The sequence below is a fragment of the Telluria mixta genome (assembly GCF_029223865.1).
Classification (GTDB): Bacteria; Pseudomonadota; Gammaproteobacteria; order Burkholderiales; family Burkholderiaceae_D; genus Telluria; species Telluria mixta.
The window spans coordinates 5912076-5932807 of sequence record NZ_CP119520.1; the positions used below are offsets into that span (position 1 = coordinate 5912076).

Annotated in this window: 17 protein-coding genes; 12 read left to right on the plus strand and 5 right to left on the minus strand. The window is 66.2% G+C overall.

The features are described from left to right. The first annotated feature begins 18 nt into the window (after positions 1 to 18). Positions 19 to 2427 (plus strand): penicillin-binding protein 1A, encoded by a 2409-nt coding sequence (locus tag P0M04_RS26020; protein ID WP_259451358.1) that lies wholly within the window; start codon positions 19 to 21, stop codon positions 2425 to 2427. A 40-nt stretch (positions 2428 to 2467) separates the two neighbouring features. On the opposite strand, the gene P0M04_RS26025 is transcribed toward P0M04_RS26020, so the two are convergent. The 3 genes from P0M04_RS26025 to P0M04_RS26035 form a co-directional block, all read right to left on the minus strand. Next, positions 2468 to 3313 carry a glucose 1-dehydrogenase gene (locus P0M04_RS26025; protein ID WP_259451357.1) on the minus strand — a complete coding sequence of 282 codons (846 nt, stop codon included), beginning with the start codon at positions 3311 to 3313 and terminating at the stop codon, positions 2468 to 2470. Positions 3314 to 3388: 75 nt separating this feature from the next. Further along, a complete protein-coding gene (locus tag P0M04_RS26030) occupies positions 3389 to 4519 on the minus strand; it encodes a mechanosensitive ion channel family protein (RefSeq protein ID WP_259451356.1) in 1131 nt (376 codons plus the stop codon). A 99-nt stretch (positions 4520 to 4618) separates the two neighbouring features. Next, positions 4619 to 4807, minus strand: coding sequence for a DUF3606 domain-containing protein (locus tag P0M04_RS26035; RefSeq protein ID WP_258850610.1), 189 nt, complete (start codon positions 4805 to 4807; stop codon positions 4619 to 4621). Positions 4808 to 4951: 144 nt separating this feature from the next. Here P0M04_RS26035 and P0M04_RS26040 point away from each other — a divergent pair, with 144 nt between their 5' ends. The 5 genes from P0M04_RS26040 (at position 4952) to P0M04_RS26060 (ending at position 8734) form a co-directional block, all read left to right on the plus strand. After that, a complete protein-coding gene (locus tag P0M04_RS26040) occupies positions 4952 to 5287 on the plus strand; it encodes a thioredoxin family protein (protein ID WP_503827476.1) in 336 nt (111 codons plus the stop codon). Continuing rightward, entirely contained in the window at positions 5284 to 6582 is a 1299-nt protein-coding gene (locus P0M04_RS26045; RefSeq protein ID WP_259451354.1) for an MFS transporter, read from the plus strand. The genes P0M04_RS26040 and P0M04_RS26045 overlap by 4 nt, the downstream gene beginning before the upstream one ends. Before the next feature lie 22 nt (positions 6583 to 6604). After that, positions 6605 to 7015, plus strand: coding sequence for a GFA family protein (locus P0M04_RS26050; protein ID WP_259451353.1), 411 nt, complete (start codon positions 6605 to 6607; stop codon positions 7013 to 7015). Positions 7016 to 7134: 119 nt separating this feature from the next. Further along, positions 7135 to 7629 (plus strand): hypothetical protein, encoded by a 495-nt coding sequence (locus tag P0M04_RS26055; RefSeq protein ID WP_259451352.1) that lies wholly within the window; start codon positions 7135 to 7137, stop codon positions 7627 to 7629. 130 nt (positions 7630 to 7759) lie between these two features. Next, the gene (locus P0M04_RS26060) at positions 7760 to 8734 is read left to right on the plus strand and encodes an IS1595 family transposase (RefSeq protein ID WP_259451351.1); all 975 of its coding nucleotides are present in this window, start codon (positions 7760 to 7762) and stop codon (positions 8732 to 8734) included. Between the two features lie 27 nt (positions 8735 to 8761). Here the strand turns inward: P0M04_RS26060 and P0M04_RS26065 are convergent, their stop codons facing one another. Further along, the gene (locus tag P0M04_RS26065) at positions 8762 to 9565 is read right to left on the minus strand and encodes a DUF481 domain-containing protein (protein WP_307727282.1); all 804 of its coding nucleotides are present in this window, start codon (positions 9563 to 9565) and stop codon (positions 8762 to 8764) included. A gap of 284 nt (positions 9566 to 9849) precedes the next feature. Between P0M04_RS26065 and P0M04_RS26070 the strand changes: the two genes are divergently transcribed. Together P0M04_RS26070 and P0M04_RS26075 are read left to right on the plus strand one after the other, a co-directional pair. Further along, positions 9850 to 10479, plus strand: coding sequence for a response regulator (locus P0M04_RS26070; RefSeq protein ID WP_259451349.1), 630 nt, complete (start codon positions 9850 to 9852; stop codon positions 10477 to 10479). Positions 10480 to 10786: 307 nt separating this feature from the next. Then, positions 10787 to 13411 (plus strand): GGDEF/EAL domain-containing response regulator, encoded by a 2625-nt coding sequence (locus P0M04_RS26075; RefSeq protein ID WP_259451348.1) that lies wholly within the window; start codon positions 10787 to 10789, stop codon positions 13409 to 13411. Between the two features lie 18 nt (positions 13412 to 13429). Here the strand turns inward: P0M04_RS26075 and P0M04_RS26080 are convergent, their stop codons facing one another. Further along, entirely contained in the window at positions 13430 to 14722 is a 1293-nt protein-coding gene (locus P0M04_RS26080) for an NCS2 family permease (RefSeq protein ID WP_259451347.1), read from the minus strand. Between the two features lie 175 nt (positions 14723 to 14897). Here P0M04_RS26080 and uxaC point away from each other — a divergent pair, with 175 nt between their 5' ends. The 4 genes from uxaC (at position 14898) to P0M04_RS26100 (ending at position 20729) form a co-directional block, all read left to right on the plus strand. After that, positions 14898 to 16292 carry a glucuronate isomerase gene (gene uxaC, locus P0M04_RS26085; RefSeq protein WP_259451346.1) on the plus strand — a complete coding sequence of 465 codons (1395 nt, stop codon included), beginning with the start codon at positions 14898 to 14900 and terminating at the stop codon, positions 16290 to 16292. Positions 16293 to 16302: 10 nt separating this feature from the next. Continuing rightward, entirely contained in the window at positions 16303 to 17901 is a 1599-nt protein-coding gene (locus P0M04_RS26090) for a UxaA family hydrolase (RefSeq protein ID WP_259451345.1), read from the plus strand. 10 nt (positions 17902 to 17911) lie between these two features. Then, complete coding sequence (locus tag P0M04_RS26095; protein ID WP_259451344.1) at positions 17912 to 19339, plus strand: tagaturonate reductase; 1428 nt, start codon at positions 17912 to 17914, stop codon at positions 19337 to 19339. 94 nt (positions 19340 to 19433) lie between these two features. Further along, complete coding sequence (locus tag P0M04_RS26100; protein ID WP_259451343.1) at positions 19434 to 20729, plus strand: MFS transporter; 1296 nt, start codon at positions 19434 to 19436, stop codon at positions 20727 to 20729. Positions 20730 to 20732 lie beyond the last annotated feature (3 nt).

Genomic DNA, 20732 nt, shown 5'->3' on the forward strand with positions numbered 1-20732 from the left:
TGACAGGAAGAAACGAGAGTGGATGACCATAACGACGGCAAGGACTGGGACGGACGCGAACGCAGGATGATCGACCGCGCCGGAGCCCGCGCCAGGGAAGCCTATGCACGGGCGCACGGGCACCTGATGACCAAGCCGCCGCATGTGCGCTGGCTGTACATCGCCGCCGGGCTCGCGCTGTTGCTGGCGACCCTGTTCGCCGTCTGGATCGCGCTGCTGTTCCCGCTCACGCCCGGCATCGAGGACGTCAAGCAGGCGCGCGTCGCGCAGCCCACGGTCGTGGTCTCGGCCGACGGCCGCCAGCTGGCCAGCTTCGAGCAGGGCATCCAGATGAAGGTGCCGCTGTCGGCGGTGTCGCCGAACGTCGTCAACGCCCTCGTCGCGACGGAAGACCACCGCTTCTACGACCACCACGGCGTCGACTTCACCCGCATCGCCGGCGCCTTCGTCGCCAACCTGAAGGGCGATGCGCAGGGCGGCTCGACGATAACCCAGCAGCTCGCGCGCAACCTGTTCCGCGACGAGATCGGCCGCGCGCGCAACATCAACCGCAAGCTGAAGGAACTCATCACCGCCTTCAAGATCGAGAACACGTACAGCAAGACGGAGATCCTCGAAGCCTACCTGAACACCGTCCCGTTCCTGTACAACACCTACGGCATCGAGGCGGCGGCGCACACGTACTTCAACAAGACGGCGGCGCAGCTGAACGAGACGGAAGCGGCCACCCTGGTCGGCATGCTGAAGGGCACCGCCTACTACAACCCCGTGACGAATCCCGAGCGTTCGCTCGCGCGCCGCAACGTCGTGCTGGGGCAGATGCTGAAGGCGGGCGCGTTCGACGAGGCCAAGTACCGTCAGCTGATCAAGCGGCCGCTGCGCCTGCATTTCGCACGCATGGCGGAACGCACCGGCAAGGACGACCATTTCACCGCCTACGTGCGGCGCTGGCTCCTGGACTGGGCGAACAAGAACGACGCCGACCTGCAGCAGGACGGCCTCGTCGTGCAGACGACGCTCGACTACGACCTGCAGCAGGCCGCGCAGCGCGCCGTCGAGCGCCAGGCCAGTGCGCTGCAGGCCATCGCGGACGTCGACTGGGCCCATTCCTGGCCGATCAACGCGACGTCGACACAGACCTATGTCGACATGCGCGACGGCGTGAATCCGTTCGAATACTACTGGCAGTCGCATGGCGAGCTGCTGGAGACGTTCATCCGCGAGTCGTCCGACTACCGCAAGGCCGTCGACGGCGGCGACAATCCCGTCGCGGTCCTGAAGAAACTGAAGGCGGACCGCAACTTCATGCGCCAGCTGAAGGCATCGAAATCGCGCCTGGAGGCGGGCTTCCTGGCGATGGACCCGGCGACGGGCGAGATCAAGGCGTGGGTCGGCAGCCGCGACTTCGAGAAGGAGCAGTACGACCATGTGGCCCAGGCCGCGCGCCAGCCCGGCTCCACGTTCAAGCCGATCGTGTACGCCGCCGCGCTGGAAAAGGGCCTCGCACCGGACCATGCCTACCTGGACGCCGTGACGACGATCCGCTTCAACGACGGCACCGTCTGGCGCCCGACGGACAACAGCGGCACGACGGGCCGCCAGCTGACCATGCGCGATGGCCTCGTCTTTTCGAAGAACACGATCACGGCGCAGGTCGTGCGCGACATCGGCGTGGCCCCGGTCGTCAAGCTGGCGCAGGACCTGGGCGTCCGCACGAGCAAGCTGGCGCCCGTGCCGTCGATCGCGCTCGGCTCCAGCCCCGTCACCCTGCTGGAGATGGTCAACGCGTATTCGACGATCGCCGCGCAGGGCGAATACCGCAAGCCGGTGTTCGTGCGCCGCATCACGGACCGCAACGGCCAGGTGATCGCCGATTTTGCCTCGCAGACGCCGCAGCGCGTGCTGTCGCAGGAGTCGGCCGTCACCCTGATCGACATGATGCGCGGCGTGATCAACCGCGGCACGGGCACGGGCATCCGCTACCGCTTCGGCATCACGGCCGACGTGGCGGGCAAGACCGGCACCACGCAGAACAACGCGGACGGCTGGTTCATCATGATGCATCCGAACCTCGTCGCGGGCGCGTGGGTGGGCTTCAACGACAATCGCGTCACCATGCGTTCGAATTACTGGGGGCAGGGCGGCCACAGCGCCATCCTGCTCGTCGGCGACTTCTTCAAGTCCGCGCTCGACAGCGGCAAGGTCAGCGCCGACGCGCTGTTCCCGGGCGGGCGCAAACCCGAACCCGCGACGCGTCACGAAGAACCGCCGCCCGAGGAAGACATGGAAGAGGGCGGCGACATGCAGCAGGAAGGCGGCCCGCCGGCCGACACCCCGCAGCCGCCCGACAACGAACCGCCGGCGCCGCCGCAGTCCGACCAGCCGTCGGAAGGCATCATGCTGCCGCCGCCTCCCAACGACGCGTGATCGTAGGGTGGGCACCCCGTGCCCACGCGAGATGCGCCGATTACAGGATCGGCGTGCCGCCGGTCACGGGAATCCGCGCCCCGGAAATGTAGCTGGCCTCGTCGGACGCCAGCATCACGTACACCGGCGCGACTTCCACCGGCTGGCCGGGCCGCTTCATCGGCACCTGCTGGCCGAAGCTCTCCACCTGGTCGGGCGGCATCGTCGACGGGATCAGGGGTGTCCAGATCGGCCCCGGCGCGACGGAGTTGACCCGGATGCCTTTTTCGGCCAGCAGTTGCGCGAGGCCGGCCGTGAAGTTGGCGATGGCGCCCTTCGTCGTCGCATACGGCAGCAGCGTCGGCTTCGGATTGTCCGAGTTGATCGACGTCGTGTTGATGATCGACGATCCCGGCTTCATGTGCTTCACCGCTGCCTTGCAGAGGTGGAACATGGCCGTGATGTTGACGGCGAACGTGCGGTCCCATTCCTCGTCCGGAATCTCTTCCAGCGACTGGCGCGTCATCTGGAACGCCGCGTTATTCACCAGCACGTCGATGCGGCCGAATTCCTGCACGGCCCGGTCGACGATGGCGCGGCAGTGGGCGGGATCCGCGATGTCGCCGGGGACCAGCACGGCCTTGCGGCCCGCTTCGCGCACGAGGCGTTCCGTCTCGCGCGCATCGTCGTCTTCATTGAGATAGGAAATCAGCACGTCCGCCCCTTCGCGCGCGAAGGCGAGGGCGACGGCGCGGCCGATGCCGCTGTCGCCGCCCATGATGACGGTGGCCTTGTCCTTGAGCCGGCCGTGGCCCACATAACTCGTCTCGCCGTGGTCGGCCTTCGGCGTCAGCTGCGACTCGTGGCCCGGCGGGGTCTGTTGTTGCGCGGGTTGATGTTGCTGCATCGTGACCTCCTGATCGAACGTTGGAGGCTCGGATGATAGGGCCGGACGCCGGGACGCGGCGTCCGGTTCCGGCAATCAATGCATGGGTCGTGCCTGGGGCGTCGCGCGGCCGTCGGGACGGCGGGCGCCGCCCCCGTCGTTGGCGGCCGGTTGCTGCACCAGCAGCTCCTGCGCGCGCGGCGCCGTCGAGATGCCCAGGTCGCGCAGCAGCTGCATCGTCTCCAGCAGCACGGCCTGCTGCGTCTGCAGGTACAGGCCGTAATTGGCGTCCGTCAGGTTGTAGACGATGTCGTATTCCAGGTAGTTCTGGTCCATCGTCGTCAGGTTGACGTGGTCGAGTTTCACCTTGTCCCTGGCCGCGATGATGGCGGCCACGCGCTCCGGCAGCTGCGCCGCCAGTTCGTGCGGCGTGGCCGGATTGATGCGCAGGGTGTACTGCACGCGGCGCGTGTTCTGGCGCTTGAAGTTGTGCACGACCTTGCGCAGCAGCTCCGCGTTGGCGATGACGATCTGCTCGCCCGACAGCGCGCGGATGCGGGTCGTCTTGAGGCCCACGTGCTCGATCGTGCCCGAGAATTCCGGCACCGAGATCGCGTCGCCCACCTCGAACGGCTTGTCGGTCGCGATCGACAGCGATGCGAACAGGTCGCCGAGGATGTTCTGCACGGCCAGCGCGACGGCCACGCCGCCGATGCCCAGGCTCGCGACGAACGTCGTCACGTTGATGCCGAGATTGGCCAGCATCGCCAGCAGGAACACGGTCCACACGCTCCACTGCAGCGCCCAGATCATCAGGGTATGCGCGACGGTGACCTGTTCGTTTTCCAGGCCCTTGCCATGCACGCGGAAATAGCGCCGCGCCGTGACGGCGATGGCGTGGTGCAGGTACAGGGCCAGTTGCGCGCCGAGCGTGATGAACCACAGGTGGCCGATACGCTGGTCCCACGGCGGCGGCAGGTCGAGCAGCGACACGCCGATCAGGATCGAGGTCGCGAGGATGGCGAGGTTGCTCGTGCGCGCGAGCGTGTGGCGCAGCACCTCGACCATGGGTTTATGGGCACGCTCGTCGTCGAGCTGGTCGAGACGGCGGCGGAACAGGTGCACGGCGCCGTGGATGGCGATGAAGCTGAGGACTGCAGCGGTGAGTGCCACGGCCGCGTTGGTCCAGCTGATGTCGAGATTGGAGAAATAGCCGCGGATAGTCATCGGGCTCCTTTCGAAAAGGCGGGTTGCACGGGAGCACGCGCGAAGGGGTAGCGCCCGGCCGGCGGGGCCGGGCGGGCGTCAGGCAGGGCACCTGCAGGATCAGTGGCGGGTGCCGCGCAGGTGCTGGCGCACGGCCTCGGCGCTGCTGCTGCCGGCTTCCTTGACGGCCTTCGCCAGCTCTTCCTCGGTCACGCCCAGTTCCTTGGTCCAGTACTGGACTTCCCATTTTTCGTGCAGGTTGATGCGCGAGCGGTCCTGCTGGCCGCGGTTTTGCAGGTTATCGGACATGATGAGCCTCCTTGATCGATATAAGTGCAGGATGCCACCGGTCCCGGCCATATTCCGTTCGGTGTTTCACGTTGTGGCCGCCTTAAAAGCGGCCCGCACTTACTCCCATGGCATGTTTTGTTGTAGGCTAGCGTGATCGACAACATGGAGACATGCATGAGCAAACCCTATGACACGGCGCAGCCCGAGCGCAGCGCCATCGACGCGCTGCCGGGCGTGGTCGCCCTCGACTTCGGCACGAACTGGTGCGGCTATTGCCAGGCGGCGGCCAGCCACATCGACGACGCGCTGGCACCGTATCCGGGCGTCCAGCACATCAAGGTCGAGGATGGCCCCGGACGCAAGCTGGGCCGTTCGTTCAAGGTGAAACTGTGGCCGACCGTCGTCGTGCTCAAGGACGGCCAGGAAGTCGCGCGCGTCGTGCGCCCGGTCGCGAGCAGCGAGCTCGCCGACGCGTTGTCGCAGGCCGGTGCCGCATGACCGGATCCGCAACGCATACCCCAAGGAACCGCCCGGCGACCGTCCTGTTCGCCAGCCTGATCGGCACCACCATCGAGTTCTTCGACTTCTATATCTACGCCACGGCCGCCGTGCTCGTGTTCCCGAAGCTGTTCTTCCCGGCCGGGGACGCGGCGGCGGCCACGCTCCAGTCGCTGGCCACGTTCGCCATCGCTTTCTTTGCGCGCCCCGTCGGCTCGGCCGTGTTCGGCCACTTCGGCGACCGCGTCGGCCGCAAGGCCACGCTCGTGGCCGCGCTGCTGACCATGGGCCTGTCCACCGTCTTCATCGGCCTGCTGCCCACCTATGCCACCATCGGCACGCTGGCGCCGCTGCTGCTGGCGCTGTGCCGCTTCGGCCAGGGCCTCGGCCTGGGCGGGGAGTGGGGCGGCGCCGTGCTGCTGGCGACGGAGAACGCGCCACCGGGCAAGCGCGCGTGGTACGGCATGTTCCCGCAACTGGGCGCGCCGATCGGCTTCTTCCTGTCGAGCGGCGTGTTCCTGCTGCTGTCGCAGACCTTGTCCGATGCCGATTTCCTGCGCTACGGCTGGCGGATCCCGTTCCTCGCGAGCGCGCTGCTCGTGCTCGTCGGCCTGTACGTGCGCCTGAAGATCACGGAAACGCCGGATTTCCAGGCTGTGCTCGACCGCAACGAGCGCGTGAAACTGCCCGTCGCGGCCGTGTTCGCGAATCATACGCGCGCCCTCGTGCTGGGCACGCTCGCCGCGCTGGCCACGTTCGTCGTGTTCTACCTGATGACCGTGTTCGCGCTGAGCTGGGGCACGTCGGCACTGGGCTATTCGCGCCAGACCTTCCTGCTGCTGCAGCTGGGCGCCATCGTCTTCTTCGGCCTCACGATCCCCATCGCGGCCGTACTGGCCGACCGTCACGGCCGCCGCGCGGCGATGATCCTCGTGTCCGTCGGTCTCGCGTTGTTCGGCCTGCTGTTCGGCCCGCTGTTCGGGTCCGGCCAGCTGACGCTCGTCGCGCTGTTCCTCGTGCTGGGCCAGTGCCTGATCGGCCTGACGTATGGCCCGCTGGGCACCTTGCTGTCGGAAATGTTCCCGGCCGAGGTCCGCTACACGGGCGCATCGCTGACGTTCAACCTGGCCGGCATCCTGGGCGCCTCGCTCGCGCCGTATGTGGCAACATGGCTCGCGACGAACTACGGCCTGCAGACCGTGGGCTGGTATTTGAGCGCAGCCTCCCTCATCAGCCTCGTCGCGTTGCTGCTGGCGGCGCCGGCACCGCAGAGCACGGCTGCCACGGCGCGCTGACACCGACGACGGAGGGAGGGCGATGGGCTTACAGGGCGGATGCATGTGCGGCGCGGTGCGCTACGAGGCGGCGGGGGAACCTTTCAACGCCACGTTGTGCCACTGCGTCGATTGCCGCCGCGCGAGCGGCGCGCCCGCCCTCGCGTGGTTCAGCGTGCGCCGCGACGCGCTGCGCTGGACCCGCGGCAGCCCGGCCCGCAACCCCTCCAGCCCCGGCGTCGAGCGCCTGTTCTGCGGCCAGTGCGGCACGCAGCTGACCTGGCACGGCGCCGGCGCCCCCGATGAGATCGACGTCACGATCTGCAGCCTGGACGATCCGGAGGCGGTCGCCCCGGCCGACCATACCTTTGCGTCCCAGCAAGTGCGCTGGCTGCATCTCGCCGACACGCTGCCGCGTTACGTGGCGACACGTTCCCAGGGCAAACTTTGTTGAATCAGTGACACGAAAAGTGTTGTTTTCAGCAACGTAGTTACAATAAAATACACAACCGCGCACCCGAAACGATAGCAAATCGCTAAAATTCGGTTTCAACAATTTATTTGGAGAACTTCATGTTCAAGTCTGTCCTGCGTTTCGCCACCGGTGCCGTCCTGATGTCTGCCGCGTTCTGCGCTTCCGCCGATCCGGCCACGTACAAGGACTTCAAGGTGTCCGGCGTACTGCAGGAGATCCCGGGCCCGTCCGCCCGCTGCGCCTCGAACTTCGGCGGCACCATCCTCGGTTTCGGCACCAGCAGCCTGGTCGGCAACAAGGTCACCTTCCTGGCCACCGACTGCATCACGCCGAACGGCACCTCGTTCACCTTCAGCGAAGGCAAATTCCTGATCACCACGCTGACCGGCGAACTGATCTACGCTAACTACAGCGGCCAGTTCGTGCCGACGGGCGAGGGCACCAAATTCATCTTCAGCAACGCCACGTTCCAGATCACGGGCGGCACCGGCCGCTACTACAAGGCGACGGGCGGCGGCGACATCACGGGCGGCGAGGATATGACGACGGGGCAGGGGACGATCCAGCTGAGCGGCCGTATCCTGGCGAAGTAAGCGGAGAATTGAGTCGAACGACGGCCGGCACTGCCGGCCGTTTTCTTTGGCTGTGTTCGCGCTAGTTATGTGAACTGAAACCCGTTGTAGAGGTCTCACGTATCGTCGAGTTAACTCATGAGGAGTGACGATGCGCAGCCTGACGTTCGACGAGTTGTTCGCCATGCTCTCGGCGGTCGCTTTGTCGGCAGGTGACCTGGCCCGGCTACGGGAATGGCTCGCCAGCATCGCGCATCCGGCCAAATGCATTGCCCTCATCGAGCAGGCGGTGGCAGGACGGCCGTGTCCGCACTGCGGCTGCGCCCGCAAACACCGCTGCGGCCAGGCGAGCGGACTGCAGCGCTTCCGCTGCCTCCACTGCGGGCGCAGCCATAATGCATTGACGCGGACACCACTGGCAAGGTTGCGTAAGAAAGAGTGTTGGTTGCCCTATCTGCAATGCGTACTCGAATCGCGCACGGTTCGCGATGCGGCCCAGGTCGTTTGCGTGCATCGCACTACCAGTTTTCGATGGCGCCACCGGTTCGTGCCCGGCGCGATGCGCGACCGGCCAACGACGCTGTCGGCCATCGTCGAAGCAGACGAGACGTATCGCCTGGAATCACAGAAGGGTTCGCGCAGCCTGACGCGGCGGCCGAGGAAGCGCGGCGGTGTGGCGAAGCGGCGCGGCATCCATCGGGAGCACGATTGCCTGCTCGTCGCGCGGGACCGTAGTGGACAGACCCTCGATTTCCATACGGGGCGGGGCCAGGTGACGGTGGAGCAATTACATCAATGCCTCAAGCCCGTGCTGCCCACCGATGTGTTGTTGATCAGTGACGGCGCCGTGTCGTATCGCCGCTTCGCCGCACAGGCTGGCATCACGCATGAGACCGTCAATGTGCAGGCGGGGGAACGGGCCCGGGGCGCGATCCATATCCAGAACGTCAACAGCTGGCACAGCCGTTTCAAAAGCTGGCTCGTGCGGTTCCGAGGCGTCGCCAGCCGCTACCTGATCAATTATTCGGGATGGCAGCGCTTATTGGATGCGCGTCGGCTGACGACGCCTGCCCACCTTTTATGCGCTGCGGTCCAGCTCGATCAGGTCGGCGGGTCACTGAAGTAACGCGAACACAGCCTTTTCTTTTGGGAGTCAGAACGAATACACGAGCGTCAGCGACGTCTGCGTATCCGTGTTCTTCTTGTTGTCCGGCACGTTCGTGTCATTGCGCGCGCTGAACGCGGCCTTCATCTGCATCGTGCCGTTGATCTTGGTCGAGAGCGCCGTCTCGGCGATCGAGTGCATGTTCGACGTGCCCCGTTCCACGCTGACGCTTTGCGAAAACGCCGCCGACGGGCTCACGCGCCAGCGCAACTGGGCCGCGCCGCGGACGGTCATGCCGGACTCGACGCCGCCGGCCGCATTCTCGCCGTGGAAATAACCCGGGCCCACCTCGACGTCGACGGTTTCGTTGTCGCGCTTGAGCAACTGGGTACCGTAGCCGACGCCGACCGACGAATAGCGCGTGTAGGCGCCGAACTTGTCGTTCACGTGGGAGCCGAGCAGGAAGGCGCGGTTGCCGTCTTCCAGCAGCTTGAACGCCGCTTTCGCCGACACCTGGTAACGCTCCGCCGAACGGGTGCGCGTCGTGGTGCCGTCGCCGTTGTGCGTGACGTCTTCCTTGAAATAGCCGCTGACGATGTACTCGTTGCTCCAGTTGGCCATTTCGTGGCGTGCGTCGACCTTGCCGGTCACGGACGTACCCTCGGTATTGCCCGAGGTCGTGATCGCGCCCAGCTCGGCCGACGTGTACCAGTTGCTGCCTTCCGGTATCGCCATCGAGGGCGCCTGCGTGAAGTAACTGGACGACGGCACGCTGCTGTCGAGGTCGTCCGGAGCGGCCATCGCCGCCCCCGCGCCGGTCAGTGCCAGCGCGCAAAGCATCAGAGATTTCATAGGCATCGAGGTCGGCTGCCTTCCGTCGCCATCGGGAGCGATGCGCAGCCTGTCGTTCACGGATCATCTGCGGCAAGCCGAGCCTGCCGGCGGAGGCGACATTGTAGCCCAAAGCGCCGCGCGAAATACTTTCGCACGGAAAATTTACATATTTACCTAGAGAAATGCTTCAAAATCTGGTGCAATTGTTAACTAATCAAAGATTGTGTTTGCAATTGTGCGTGGACGTTGCCTAGAATGCTTGCTTCGCCGACATACCGGCATGCATGTATTAAGGACGCATATTGATCAGGCTAGTCATCGCCGACGATCATGAGTTGATCCGTGAGGGGATCAAGAAGATCGTACGGCCCTGCGCCGACCTAAAAATCGTCGGCGAAGCCGCAGACTTGAAGCAAGCGATCGCCCTCATCGCCCAGGTTCACCCCGACGTCGTGATCCTGGACTTGACACTGCCCGATTACGACGGGCTGGAAGGCCTTGCCGAACTGCGGCGCCATTTTCCCGACCTGCGGGTCGTGATCCTCAGCATGCACGCGGAGGAAAAGTTCGCGCTCGCCTCGCTGCGCGCGGGTGCGCTCGGCTACGTCTCGAAGGCGATGGCGTCCGCCGAACTGGTGGAAGCCGTGCGCCGCGCGGCCACCGGCGTTACGTGGCTGGGGCCGCGGGTCGGGGAACTGCTTGCGCTCGAGGCGCGCCCGGGCGGGCGTCCGCCGCATCACAGCCTGACGCCGCGCGAGTCGGAGATCGTCGCGCTGATCGGTTCCGGCCTGCAGATCAAGCAGGTGGCGGCCGAGCTTGGCATCAGCATCAGTTCCGTCAACACCTACCGCACCCGCATTTTCCGCAAGATGGGCATGTCGACAAACGCGGCCCTGATCCGCTACGCGCTCCAGCATGGCCTGGCGGGCTGATTTTGCGTTGCCACTAGGCAACAATGTGTCGGAGCGATTGTCATAATATTCGTGACAGCTCCTACGCGTTTTCCTACCCCAAATTGTGACGCGCCAGAGGAGGACGCGCCCGGTTACCGATAAATCGGTTCCAAAACGTTCTATTCGTAAGGACGGTCGTCCACATGGTCAGACCCACTACGAATGTTAATGGTTAGCCATCTTAGCTAATATCAATGCAAGTTCTGACGGCCGGGGTGTGCGCTGCACCGGCCACCGACTGCTTTGAGATGACAGCACGACCGCTCATGAGGGCGGCGCGAACAAGATGACAACAACGCACAAGAGAGAGAAGGCCGGGCTGTGCTACGAGATCCTCGTGGCCGAGGACAGCCCGACGCAGGCCGAACACCTGGCCCGGGTGCTGGCGCAGGATCCGGATTGCCCGGCGCGCGTGCGCGTGGCCGCGGACGGCGAGGCCGCCCTGCGCATGGCCCGCGAGCTCGCGCCCGACCTGGTCGTCAGCGACATCGCCATGCCCTGCATGGACGGCTATGCGCTGTGCCGCGCCTTGAAGGACGATCCGCACCTGGCCGCCGTGCCCGTGCTGCTGCTGACGCGCCTGACCACCCTGCAGGACATCGTGCGCAGCCTGGAAGCGGGCGCCGACGGCTTCCTGCGCAAGCCCTACGATGCCGACCAGCTGCGCGAACGCGTGCGCCGCATCCTGCAGGGCCGCGACGCGGGCGACCCGGCGCGGCCGCTGGAAGTCATGGCGGACGAACGCCGCCGCATCTACGAACTGCTCGTCGCAACCCACGAGGACACCCAGCGCCTGAACACGGACCTCGCGCGCATGGTCGATTCGCTCGCGCTGCTGGGACGGATCGCGGGCGCGCTGAACGAGGCGGCGGGCGAGACCGACGTGGCACGCGCCGCCCTCGACCACCTGAGCAGGCTGCCGGCGCTCGCCGGCGCCGCCATCAGCACCGGCGCGCCAGACGGTGGCGTACGCGTGCTCGCGCAGCGCGGCGAGGGGCCCGTGCCGAGCGCCTGCACGTGCGCGAACGGCGGCGCGGCGGACGATCCGGCGCAGGTCTGCCTGCCGCTGCTCGCGGGGACACGCCAACTGGGCCGGTTGCACGCGCGCGCCCGGCACGACGCGTTCAGCGCCGAAGACCGCGAACTGCTGGCCGGCGTGGCGCAGCAGGTCGCCCTCGCGCTCGAACGCGCGCGCCTGTACACGCGGGCCGAGGCGCTCGTCGTCGAGCGGACGAACGCGCTGCGCTCGGAACGCAACCGGCTGTCGGCCGTCGTCGAGACGGCCGGCACGCTCGTGCTGATGACGGATCCGGAAGGCCGCATCGTGACATTCAACCGGGCCTGCGAGGAATCGCTGGGCTGGCGCGCCGCGCAGGCCATGGGCCGGCGCTGCTGGGACGTCATGCGCAGCGCGACCGACCCGGACGCCGTCCGGCACATGTTCGCGGGCCTGCCGAGCGATCCGCGGCCGCAGCGGCTGCAGGGCGAGTGGCTGACGCCGGACGGGCGCACGCGCAACATCGTCTGGACGCACACGCTGTTGCGGCGCGAGGACGACAGCGTCGAGTTCGTCCTCGGCACCGGCATCGACGTGACCGAATTGCGCGGCGCCGAGCAGCGCCTGCACTACGCCAGTAACTACGACGCCGTCACGGGCCTGCCGAACCGCGACCTCCTGCGCGAACGCCTGCGCCGGATGAAGGCGCAGGCGAACGGCGGAGGCCGCGTACTCGGCTTCATGCTGGTGCGCTTGGGCCGCATGGCGTTGATCCGCGAAGCACTGGGCCTGGGCGCCGAGCAGGCCCTGCTGCAGGAAGCGGCGGCGCGCCTGCGCGAGGCGGGCAGCCAGGACGTCGTCGCCAGCTTCTCGGAAGGCACGTTCGCGCTGGCCCTGCTGCGCGCGGACGCGGACGAACTCGCGACGTGCGCGCGCCGCGTGCTGGCATCGCTGGGCGCGCCCTACACGTACCAGCACGACGAATTCCACCTCGACCCAAGCATCGGCATCGCGATCTATCCGAACGACGGCATCGCGTACGATACGCTGGCCCGGGGCGCGGAGACGGCGCTGCGCCAGGCCGCGGACGGCACGGGCCAGCGTTACGCCTTCTACAGGCCTGAACTGAACCGCGACGCGAACGACCGCTTCAAGCTGGAAAACGCGCTGCGCCGCGCGCTCGAATGCCACGAGCTCGAGCTCCATTATCAGCCGCAGTACGGCATCGACGGCAGTGCCATCGTGAGCGCCGAGGCGCTGCTGCGCTGGCGCCATCCGGAACGCGGCTTCGTGCCGCCGAACGAATTCATCCCGCTGGCCGAGGAGACGGGGCTGATCGTCGAGATCGGGGAATGGGTACTGCACCAGGCCTGCTGCCAGCTGGAGCGCTGGCGCCGCGCGGGCCTGCCCGTCGTGCCGGTGGCCGTGAACCTGTCGGCGCACCAGTTCACGGAGGGGATCATCGACACCGTGCGCCGCGTGCTGGACGACTGCGGCCTCGAACCCGGCCTGCTGGAACTGGAGCTGACGGAAAGCGCGTCGATGGCCGACGCGAACAAGAGCGTCGCGCTGCTGGCGCAACTGAAGGCGATGGGAATCCGGCTTGCCATCGACGATTTCGGCACCGGCTATTCGAACCTGAACTACCTGAAGCGCTTCCCGGTCGACCGCCTCAAACTGGACCGTTCGTTCGTGAGCGACCTGGAGACGGATCCGGACGACCTCGCGATCGCGCGCGCCGTCATCGCGATGGCCCACGGCCTGCGGCTGTCCGTCGTCGCGGAAGGGGTGGAGACGAGGGGCCAGCTGGCATTGCTGGCCGACCTCGGGTGCGACCTCGCGCAGGGCTGGCTGTTCAGCCGCGCCGTGCCGGCAGAGGAATTTGCCCGGATGCTCGCGGCCGGGCAACCTTGACGTCCGCCCGGCTTCCGCTCAGCTTCCGATATAGACGATCTTGAAGGCGAACAGGCCGGCGATCACCCAGATCACCGGCTTGACTTCGCGCGCACGGCCCGTCGTCAGCTTGAGCAGGGCATAGGTGATGAAGCCGAACGCGATGCCTTCCGCGATCGAGTACGTGAACGGGATCACGAGCGCCGTGATGGCGGCCGGAATGGCTTCCGTCGTGTCGTTCCACTCGATGTCGCCCAGGTCGCGCAGCATCAGGCAGGCGACGAACAGCAGTGCTGGCGCCGTCGCGTACGCGGGCACGACGCCCGCCAGCGGCGCGATGAACAGGCAGGCGAGGAACAGCACGGCCACCGTCAGTGCCGTCAGGCCCGTGCGGCCGCCGGCCTGCACGCCCGCCGCGCTTTCGATATAGGCCGTGGTGCTGGACGTGCCGAGCACGGAGCCGGCCACGATCGCCGCGCTGTCGGCCAGCAGGGCCTTGTTGAGGCGTTCCATCTTGCCTTCCACGAGCAGGCCCGCGCGGCTGGCGACACCCATCAGGGTGCCGGTCGCGTCGAACAGCTCGACGAGGAAGAACACGAGCACCACGTTGATGATGCCGACGCCGAGGGCGCCCTTGATGTCCAGCTGGCCCAGCGTGGGCGCGATCGACGGCGGGGCGGAGACGAGGCCGTGGAACGTGTTCCCGCCGAAGAAGAAGGAGAGGATCGTCACGACGACGATGCCGATCAGGATCGCGCCGCGCACCTTCAGGCGGTCCAGCGTGACGATCAGCAGGAAGCCGACGACGGCCATGATGGCCTCCGGCTTGTGCAGGTCGCCCGCCTGCACGAGCGTCGCCGGGCTGGCGACGACGATGCCGGCGCTCTTCAGGGCGATCAGCGCGAGGAACATCCCGAGGCCCACCGTGATCGCCACGCGCAGCGAGCGCGAAATGCCGTTCACGATCATCGCGCGCAGCCCGAACACGGAAACGAGGATGAACAGGCAGCCCGACACGAACACGGCGCCCAGCGCGGCCTGCCAGGGCACCTTCATGCCCAGCACGACGGCGTAGGCGAAGTAGGCGTTCAGGCCCATGCCCGGCGCCATCGCGATGGGGTAGTTGGCGTACAGGCCCATCACGAGGCTGCCCAGCGCGGCCACGAGGCAGGTGGCGACGAACACGGCATCCTTCGGCATCCCGGCGTCGCCGAGGATAGCTGGATTGACGAAGATGATGTAGGCCATCGTCAGGAACGTCGTGATACCGGCGAGTACTTCGGTACGCGCGTCGGTGCCGCTTTGGCGTAGTTTGAATAGTGATTCGAGCATTCTCTGGCTCCAAGGGTTGTCGATGGCCGTGTGCGTTGTATCCATGCATCACGAGCCGATGACCGAAGCATAACACCCGGGCCTTTTCCCGCGAAGGCACAAAGTTCTTGCACCAGTAATATATTAGGCATACCATCCTGATATATCAGATCAGCCACCCAAGGAGCAACACGCTATGACCGCCTTCATGGACCAGGATTTCCTCCTCACCACCGACGTCGCCCGCAAGCTTTATCATGAAGTGGCCGCCGACCTGCCGGTCATCGACTATCACTCGCACCTGCAGCAGGGCGAGATCGCAGAGCGCAAGAAGTTCCGCAACATCGCCGAGCTGTGGCTGGGCGGCGACCATTACAAATGGCGCCTGATGCGCACGGCCGGCGTGCCGGAGGAGTACTGCACGGGCGACCGCTCGGACAAGGAAAAATTCCTGGCCTTCTGCAAGGTGCTGCCGCTTGCCATCGGCAACCCGATCTACCACTGGAGCCACCTGGAACTGCGCCGCATCTTCGGCATCGACCTGGTCATCAACGAGAAGAACGCGGAAGCGATCTGGGAACAGGCGAACGCCAGGCTGGCCGACATGGACACGTGGACCTTCCTGGAGCAGGCCAAGGTGGAAATCGCCTGCACGACGGACGATCCGGCCGACGACCTGCTGCAGCACGCCGAGATCGCGCAGTCGGCGCTGAAGACCCGCGTGCTGCCGGCCTACCGTCCGGACAAGGCGATGCGCATCAATAACCCGGGCTTCGAGCAGTATGTCGCGCGCCTGGCGGAAGTCGCCGGTGTGAAGATCGATTCGTTCACGTCGTTGATCGCCGCGCTGGCCAACCGTGTGGAATACTTCCATGCGCGCGGCGGCCGTATTTCCGACCACGCCATCGACATCCCGCTGCCGACCGTGGCCGCCACCCCGGCACAACTGGACGGCCTGTTCGCCAAGCGGATGCGCGGCGAGCTGCTGGGCGACCTCGAACAGGCGCAATACCTGCGCGGCCTGCTGGAGGCGATCGGGGGCGTCTATGCGAAGTACGACTGGACGATGTGCTTCCACATCGGCGCCATGCGCAACAATAACCAGCGTATGCTGGAAACCCTGGGTCCGGATACCGGCTTCGATTCGATTTCGGACATGACGACCAGTAACGGCCTCGTGGCGCTGCTGTCCGCGCTTGACTCGCGCAAGCAACTGCCGAAGACGATGCTGTTCAACTTGAACCCGGCGATGAACGAAGTGCTTTCGACGATGATCGGCAACTTCCAGGACGGCAGCGTGGCCGGCAAGGTGCAATTCGGCCCGGCCTGGTGGTTCAACGACCACAAGCTGGGCAACCTGAACCAGATCCTCGCGTTCGGCAATCACTCCGTGCTGGGCATCTTCGTGGGCATGGTGACGGACTCGCGCAGCTTCGCGTCCTACCCGCGCCACGATTACTTCCGCCGCCTCGTGTGCCGCCAGCTGGGCGAATGGGTCGCCAGCGGCGAGTACCCGGAAGACTACGATGCGCTGGCGACCATCGTGCGCGGCATCTGCTACGAAAACGCCAAGAACTACTTCAAGCTCTGATTGGGCAACCATGCAAAAAGTAATCTGCATTCACCCGGACGACAGCATGCTGGTCGCCCTGACCGACCTGGCGCCGGGTGACGTCGTGACGTGGAACGGGGAGAACATCCTCGTCTCCACGCCGATCAAGACCAAGCACAAGCTGGCGCGCCGCGCCTTCGCCGAGGGCGATCTGCTGACCATGTACGGCGTCGTCGTCGGCAAGGCCACGCAGCCGATCCGCAAGGGGGAGGCCGTCACGACGGACAACCTGGCGCATTACGCGTCCGAGGTCGAGATCGGAGAATCGAAGCCGTATCACTGGACCCCGCCGGACGTGGCCGACCTGCAAGGCGCGACGTTCGACGGCGTCGTCCGCGCGGACGGCCGCGTCGGCACCGCCAACTACTGGCTGATCTTCCCGCTCGTGTTCTGCGAGAACCGCAACGTGGAACACCTGCGCAATGCGCTCGAAGGCCCGCTCGGGTATGCGACCAATGATCTCGCGTCGCTGACGTTCCAGCTGCTGGGCGAGGACATGGAAGCACCGAAGCCAGTGGTCCGTCCGTTCCCGAACGTGGACGGCGTGCGCATCATCACGCACAACGGCGGCTGCGGCGGCACCCGCGCGGACGCGCGCTCGTTGTGCAAGATCCTCGCCGCGTATGCCGACCACCCGAACGTGGCCGGCATCACCGTATTCTCGCTGGGCTGCCAGAACGCACAGATCGGCATGTTCAAGGATGCGCTCGCGAAGCAGAATCCGCACTTCGACAAGCCCGTGCTGATCTACGAACAGCAGCAATGGGACAGCGAAGAGAAGATGATGAAGGCGGTGCTGCAGGACACCCTGACGCACCTGAAGGAAGCGAACAAGGTGCAGCGCCGGCCGATGCCGCTGTCGCACCTGAAGATCGGCGTGAAATGCGGCGGCTCGGACGGCTTTTCCGGCATCTCCGCGAACCCGGCGATGGGGTATGTGTCGGATATGGTCGTGGCGGTCGGCGGTTCGTCGATCCTCGCCGAGTTCCCGGAGCTGTGCGGCGTGGAGTCGTCGCTGATCGAGCGCTGCGTCGAGGACGACGACAAGCGCCGCTTCCTCGGCATGATGCGCGATTTCGAGCAGCGCGCGCTGTCGGTCGGCACGCATTTCGCCGACAACCCGAGCCCCGGCAATATTCGCGACGGCCTGATCACCGATGCGATGAAGTCGGCCGGCGCCGCGAAGAAGGGCGGTACGTCGCCGATCGTCTCCGTGCTGGATTACGGCGAGCAGACGGATAAACAGGGCCTCGCGCTGCTGTGCACCCCGGGCGGCGACGTCGAATCCGTCACCGGCATCGTGGCGTCGGGCGCGAACGTCGTGCTGTTCTCGACGGGCCTCGGCACCCCGACCGGCAACCCGATCGTGCCCGTGCTGAAAATCTCCAGCAACAGCCGCGTGGCCTCGAAGCTGTCGGACCTGATCGACTACGACTGCGGTCCGATCATCGAAGGCAAGCCGCTGCCCGAGGTGGCGAAAGGCCTGTTCGACATGGTCGTGGCGACGGCGGGCGGGCAATACAAGTGCAAGGCCGACCGGCTGCAGCAATACGACTTCATCTTCTGGAAACGCGATATCTCGCTGTAAGGGCAGACCCATGACTCAACTTCGTCGTACCACTCCGTTCGCATTGCCCGTCAAGATCCTGCAGTTCGGGCAGGGCAACTTCATGCGCGGTTTCTTCGACTGGCAGGTCGACCTGCTGAACGAGCGCACCGGTTTGAATGCCGGCGTCGTCGTCGTGCGCCCGCGCGGCGGTTCCGCTACGCCGCTGCTCGACGTGCAGGACGGCCTGTTCACCGTGCTCGTGCGCGGCCTGGACGAGGCAGGGCTGCCGGTCAAGCAGTACCGCAAGGTCGAATGCGTGCAGCGCGAAATCGATCCGGCCACGATGTATGCCGACTACCTGGCGCAGGCGACCAATCCGGACCTGCGCTTCATCGTCTCCAACACGACGGAGGCGGGCATCGTCGTCAACGACACGGACGGCCAGGCCGACGCGCCGCCGGTGACGTTCCCCGCCAAGCTCACGCAACTGCTGTTCGCGCGCTACCAGGCATTTCAAGGCGCGCAGGACAAAGGTCTGATCCTGCTGCCGTGCGAACTGATCGACAGGAACGGCGAAGCGTTGAAGAACGCCGTGCTGCACTATGCGCGCCTGTGGGACCTGCCGGCCGGTTTCGCCGCATGGATCGGCGACGCCTGCACGTTCTGCAATACGCTCGTCGACCGCATCGTCACCGGCTACCCGGCCGCGGACGCCGCGCAGATCGAACAGGAACTCGGCTACGCGGATCCATTCCTCGTCGCGGCGGAATACTACTACCTGTTCGTGATCCAGGGGCCGGCGTCGGTCGGCGAAGAGCTGAAGCTGGCAGGTGCGGACCTCAACGTGAAGCTGGTCGACGACATCACGCCGTACAAGAAGCGCAAGGTCGGCATCCTGAACGGCGGCCACACGACCCTCGTGCCGGTCGCGCTGCTGGCGGGGCTGGAAGCCGTCGGCCCGGCCGTCGACGATCCGCAGGTGGGCGCGTTCCTGCGTGCCGCCATCGACGACGAGATCATTCCGGCGCTGGAAATGGACCGCGCGGAGCTGGAAGCGTTCGCCGCCGACGTGCTGCGCCGCTTCCGCAATCCGGCCATCCACCACCGGCTCGCGTCGATCGCGCTGAACAGCTGGAGCAAGTTCGCCGCGCGCGTGCTGCCGCAACTGCTGCGCTACGCCGAACTGCACGACGGCCGTCTGCCACGCCGCCTCGTCCTCGCGATGGCCGCGACCATGGTGCTGTACCGCGGCGGCGTCATCGACCTCGCGGACGATCCGGCGACCCTGGCGTGGTTCCGCGCGGGCTGGGACAAGGTGGCTGGCTCCGAATGGACGCTGGACGACCTGGCCCGCGGCTGGCTCGCCCACACCGCGCTGTGGGGCAGGGACCTGAACGCAGTCCCGGGCCTCGCGGCGCAGCTGGCTGCGAACCTGCGCGACATCGAACAGCAGGGCATCCGCGCGCTGCTGGCGTAAGCCACCGACCATCAACGAAAGAAGAAGCCGCAGGCGCATGCGCCCAGCGGCTCGGGATCTTGCGCGCCTGAAAAATGGCGCCGGAGGAGACAACATGAGCAAAATGAAGGGTATGCGCTGGTGGATGGTGGGCCTGGTGACGCTGGGCCTGATCGTCAACTACCTGGCGCGCAACACGCTGTCCGTCGCGGCGCCGACCATGATGGCCGACCTGCACATCGATACGAAGGAGTATTCGTACATCGTCGTCGCGTGGCAGATCTGCTACGCCGTCATGCAGCCGGTCGCCGGGTACGTGCTGGACGCGATCGGCACGAAGATCGGCTTCGCCGTGTTCGCGTTCGCGTGGTCGCTGGCCTGCGCCTGCGCCGCGCTGGCAACCGGCTGGCAGAGCATGGCGTTCTTCCGCGGCCTGCTCGGGCTGACGGAGGCGGCGGGCATACCGGCCGGCGTCAAGGCGACGACGGAATGGTTCCCCGCGAAGGAACGGTCGGTTGCCATCGGCTGGTTCAACATCGGCTCGTCGATCGGCGCGCTGTGCGCGCCGCCGCTCGTCGTATGGGCGATCCTGCACGCGGGCTGGAAGTCGGCGTTCGTCATCGTCGGCGTGCTGGGCATTGCATGGACCCTGCTGTGGGTCGTGTTCTACAAGCACCCGCGCGACCAGAAACTGCTGTCCGATGCGGAGCGCGACCACATCCTGTCCGGCCAGGAGGCAAAACACCACGACGGCGGCGCGCGGGCGTCGTGGCGCGAGATCGTCAGGAACCGGAATTTCTGGTCGATCGCGATCCCGCGCTTCCTGTCCGAGCCGGCCTGGCAGACGTTCAATGCGTGGATCCCGCTGTACATGGCGACGGAGCGCCATATGGACTTGAAGGAGATCGCGGTATTCGCCTGGCTGCCGTTCCTCGCCGCGGACATCGGCTGCGTGCTGGGCGGCTATTTGTCGCCGTTCGTGCACCGGCATTTCAATGTGTCGCTGTTCGCGTCACGGAAATGGGTCGTCGTGTTCGGCGCCCTGTGCATGATCGCCCCGGGCTGCATCGGCCTCGTGGCGAGCCCCTATACCGCGATCTTCCTGCTGTGTATCGGCGGCTTCGCGCACCAGACGCTGTCCGGCGCGCTGTACGCGATCACGTCGGACGTCTTCGGCAAGAACGAAGTGGCGACGGCCACCGGGCTGGCCGGCATGTCCGGCTACCTGGGCGCGACCTTGTTCACGCTGCTGTTCGGCGTCGTGGTCACGCACGTGGGCTACAGCCCGCTGTTCGTCGTGCTGGCCGTGTTCGACGTGCTGGCGGCGATCGTCGTGTGGACGCTGGTCCGGGACGGCGGTCCGCGCACGCCCGTCAAAACAGATGCCCCGGCAGTCGCCGGCATCCGGTAAACT

Excerpts from the sequence above, each read along its gene's own strand:
- P0M04_RS26025 (WP_259451357.1), bottom strand. The coding sequence starts at position 3,313 with ATGCAGCAACATCAACCCGCGCAACAACAGACCCCGCCGGGCCACGAG.
- P0M04_RS26030 (WP_259451356.1), bottom strand. The coding sequence starts at position 4,519 with ATGACTATCCGCGGCTATTTCTCCAATCTCGACATCAGCTGGACCAAC.
- P0M04_RS26035 (WP_258850610.1), bottom strand. The coding sequence starts at position 4,807 with ATGTCCGATAACCTGCAAAACCGCGGCCAGCAGGACCGCTCGCGCATC.
- P0M04_RS26040 (WP_503827476.1), top strand. The coding sequence starts at position 4,952 with ATGGAGACATGCATGAGCAAACCCTATGACACGGCGCAGCCCGAGCGC.
- P0M04_RS26045 (WP_259451354.1), top strand. The coding sequence starts at position 5,284 with ATGACCGGATCCGCAACGCATACCCCAAGGAACCGCCCGGCGACCGTC.
- P0M04_RS26050 (WP_259451353.1), top strand. The coding sequence starts at position 6,605 with ATGGGCTTACAGGGCGGATGCATGTGCGGCGCGGTGCGCTACGAGGCG.
- P0M04_RS26055 (WP_259451352.1), top strand. The coding sequence starts at position 7,135 with ATGTTCAAGTCTGTCCTGCGTTTCGCCACCGGTGCCGTCCTGATGTCT.
- P0M04_RS26060 (WP_259451351.1), top strand. The coding sequence starts at position 7,760 with ATGCGCAGCCTGACGTTCGACGAGTTGTTCGCCATGCTCTCGGCGGTC.
- P0M04_RS26065 (WP_307727282.1), bottom strand. The coding sequence starts at position 9,565 with ATGAAATCTCTGATGCTTTGCGCGCTGGCACTGACCGGCGCGGGGGCG.
- P0M04_RS26075 (WP_259451348.1), top strand. The coding sequence starts at position 10,787 with ATGACAACAACGCACAAGAGAGAGAAGGCCGGGCTGTGCTACGAGATC.
- P0M04_RS26080 (WP_259451347.1), bottom strand. The coding sequence starts at position 14,722 with ATGCTCGAATCACTATTCAAACTACGCCAAAGCGGCACCGACGCGCGT.
- uxaC (WP_259451346.1), top strand. The coding sequence starts at position 14,898 with ATGACCGCCTTCATGGACCAGGATTTCCTCCTCACCACCGACGTCGCC.
- P0M04_RS26090 (WP_259451345.1), top strand. The coding sequence starts at position 16,303 with ATGCAAAAAGTAATCTGCATTCACCCGGACGACAGCATGCTGGTCGCC.
- P0M04_RS26095 (WP_259451344.1), top strand. The coding sequence starts at position 17,912 with ATGACTCAACTTCGTCGTACCACTCCGTTCGCATTGCCCGTCAAGATC.
- P0M04_RS26100 (WP_259451343.1), top strand. The coding sequence starts at position 19,434 with ATGAGCAAAATGAAGGGTATGCGCTGGTGGATGGTGGGCCTGGTGACG.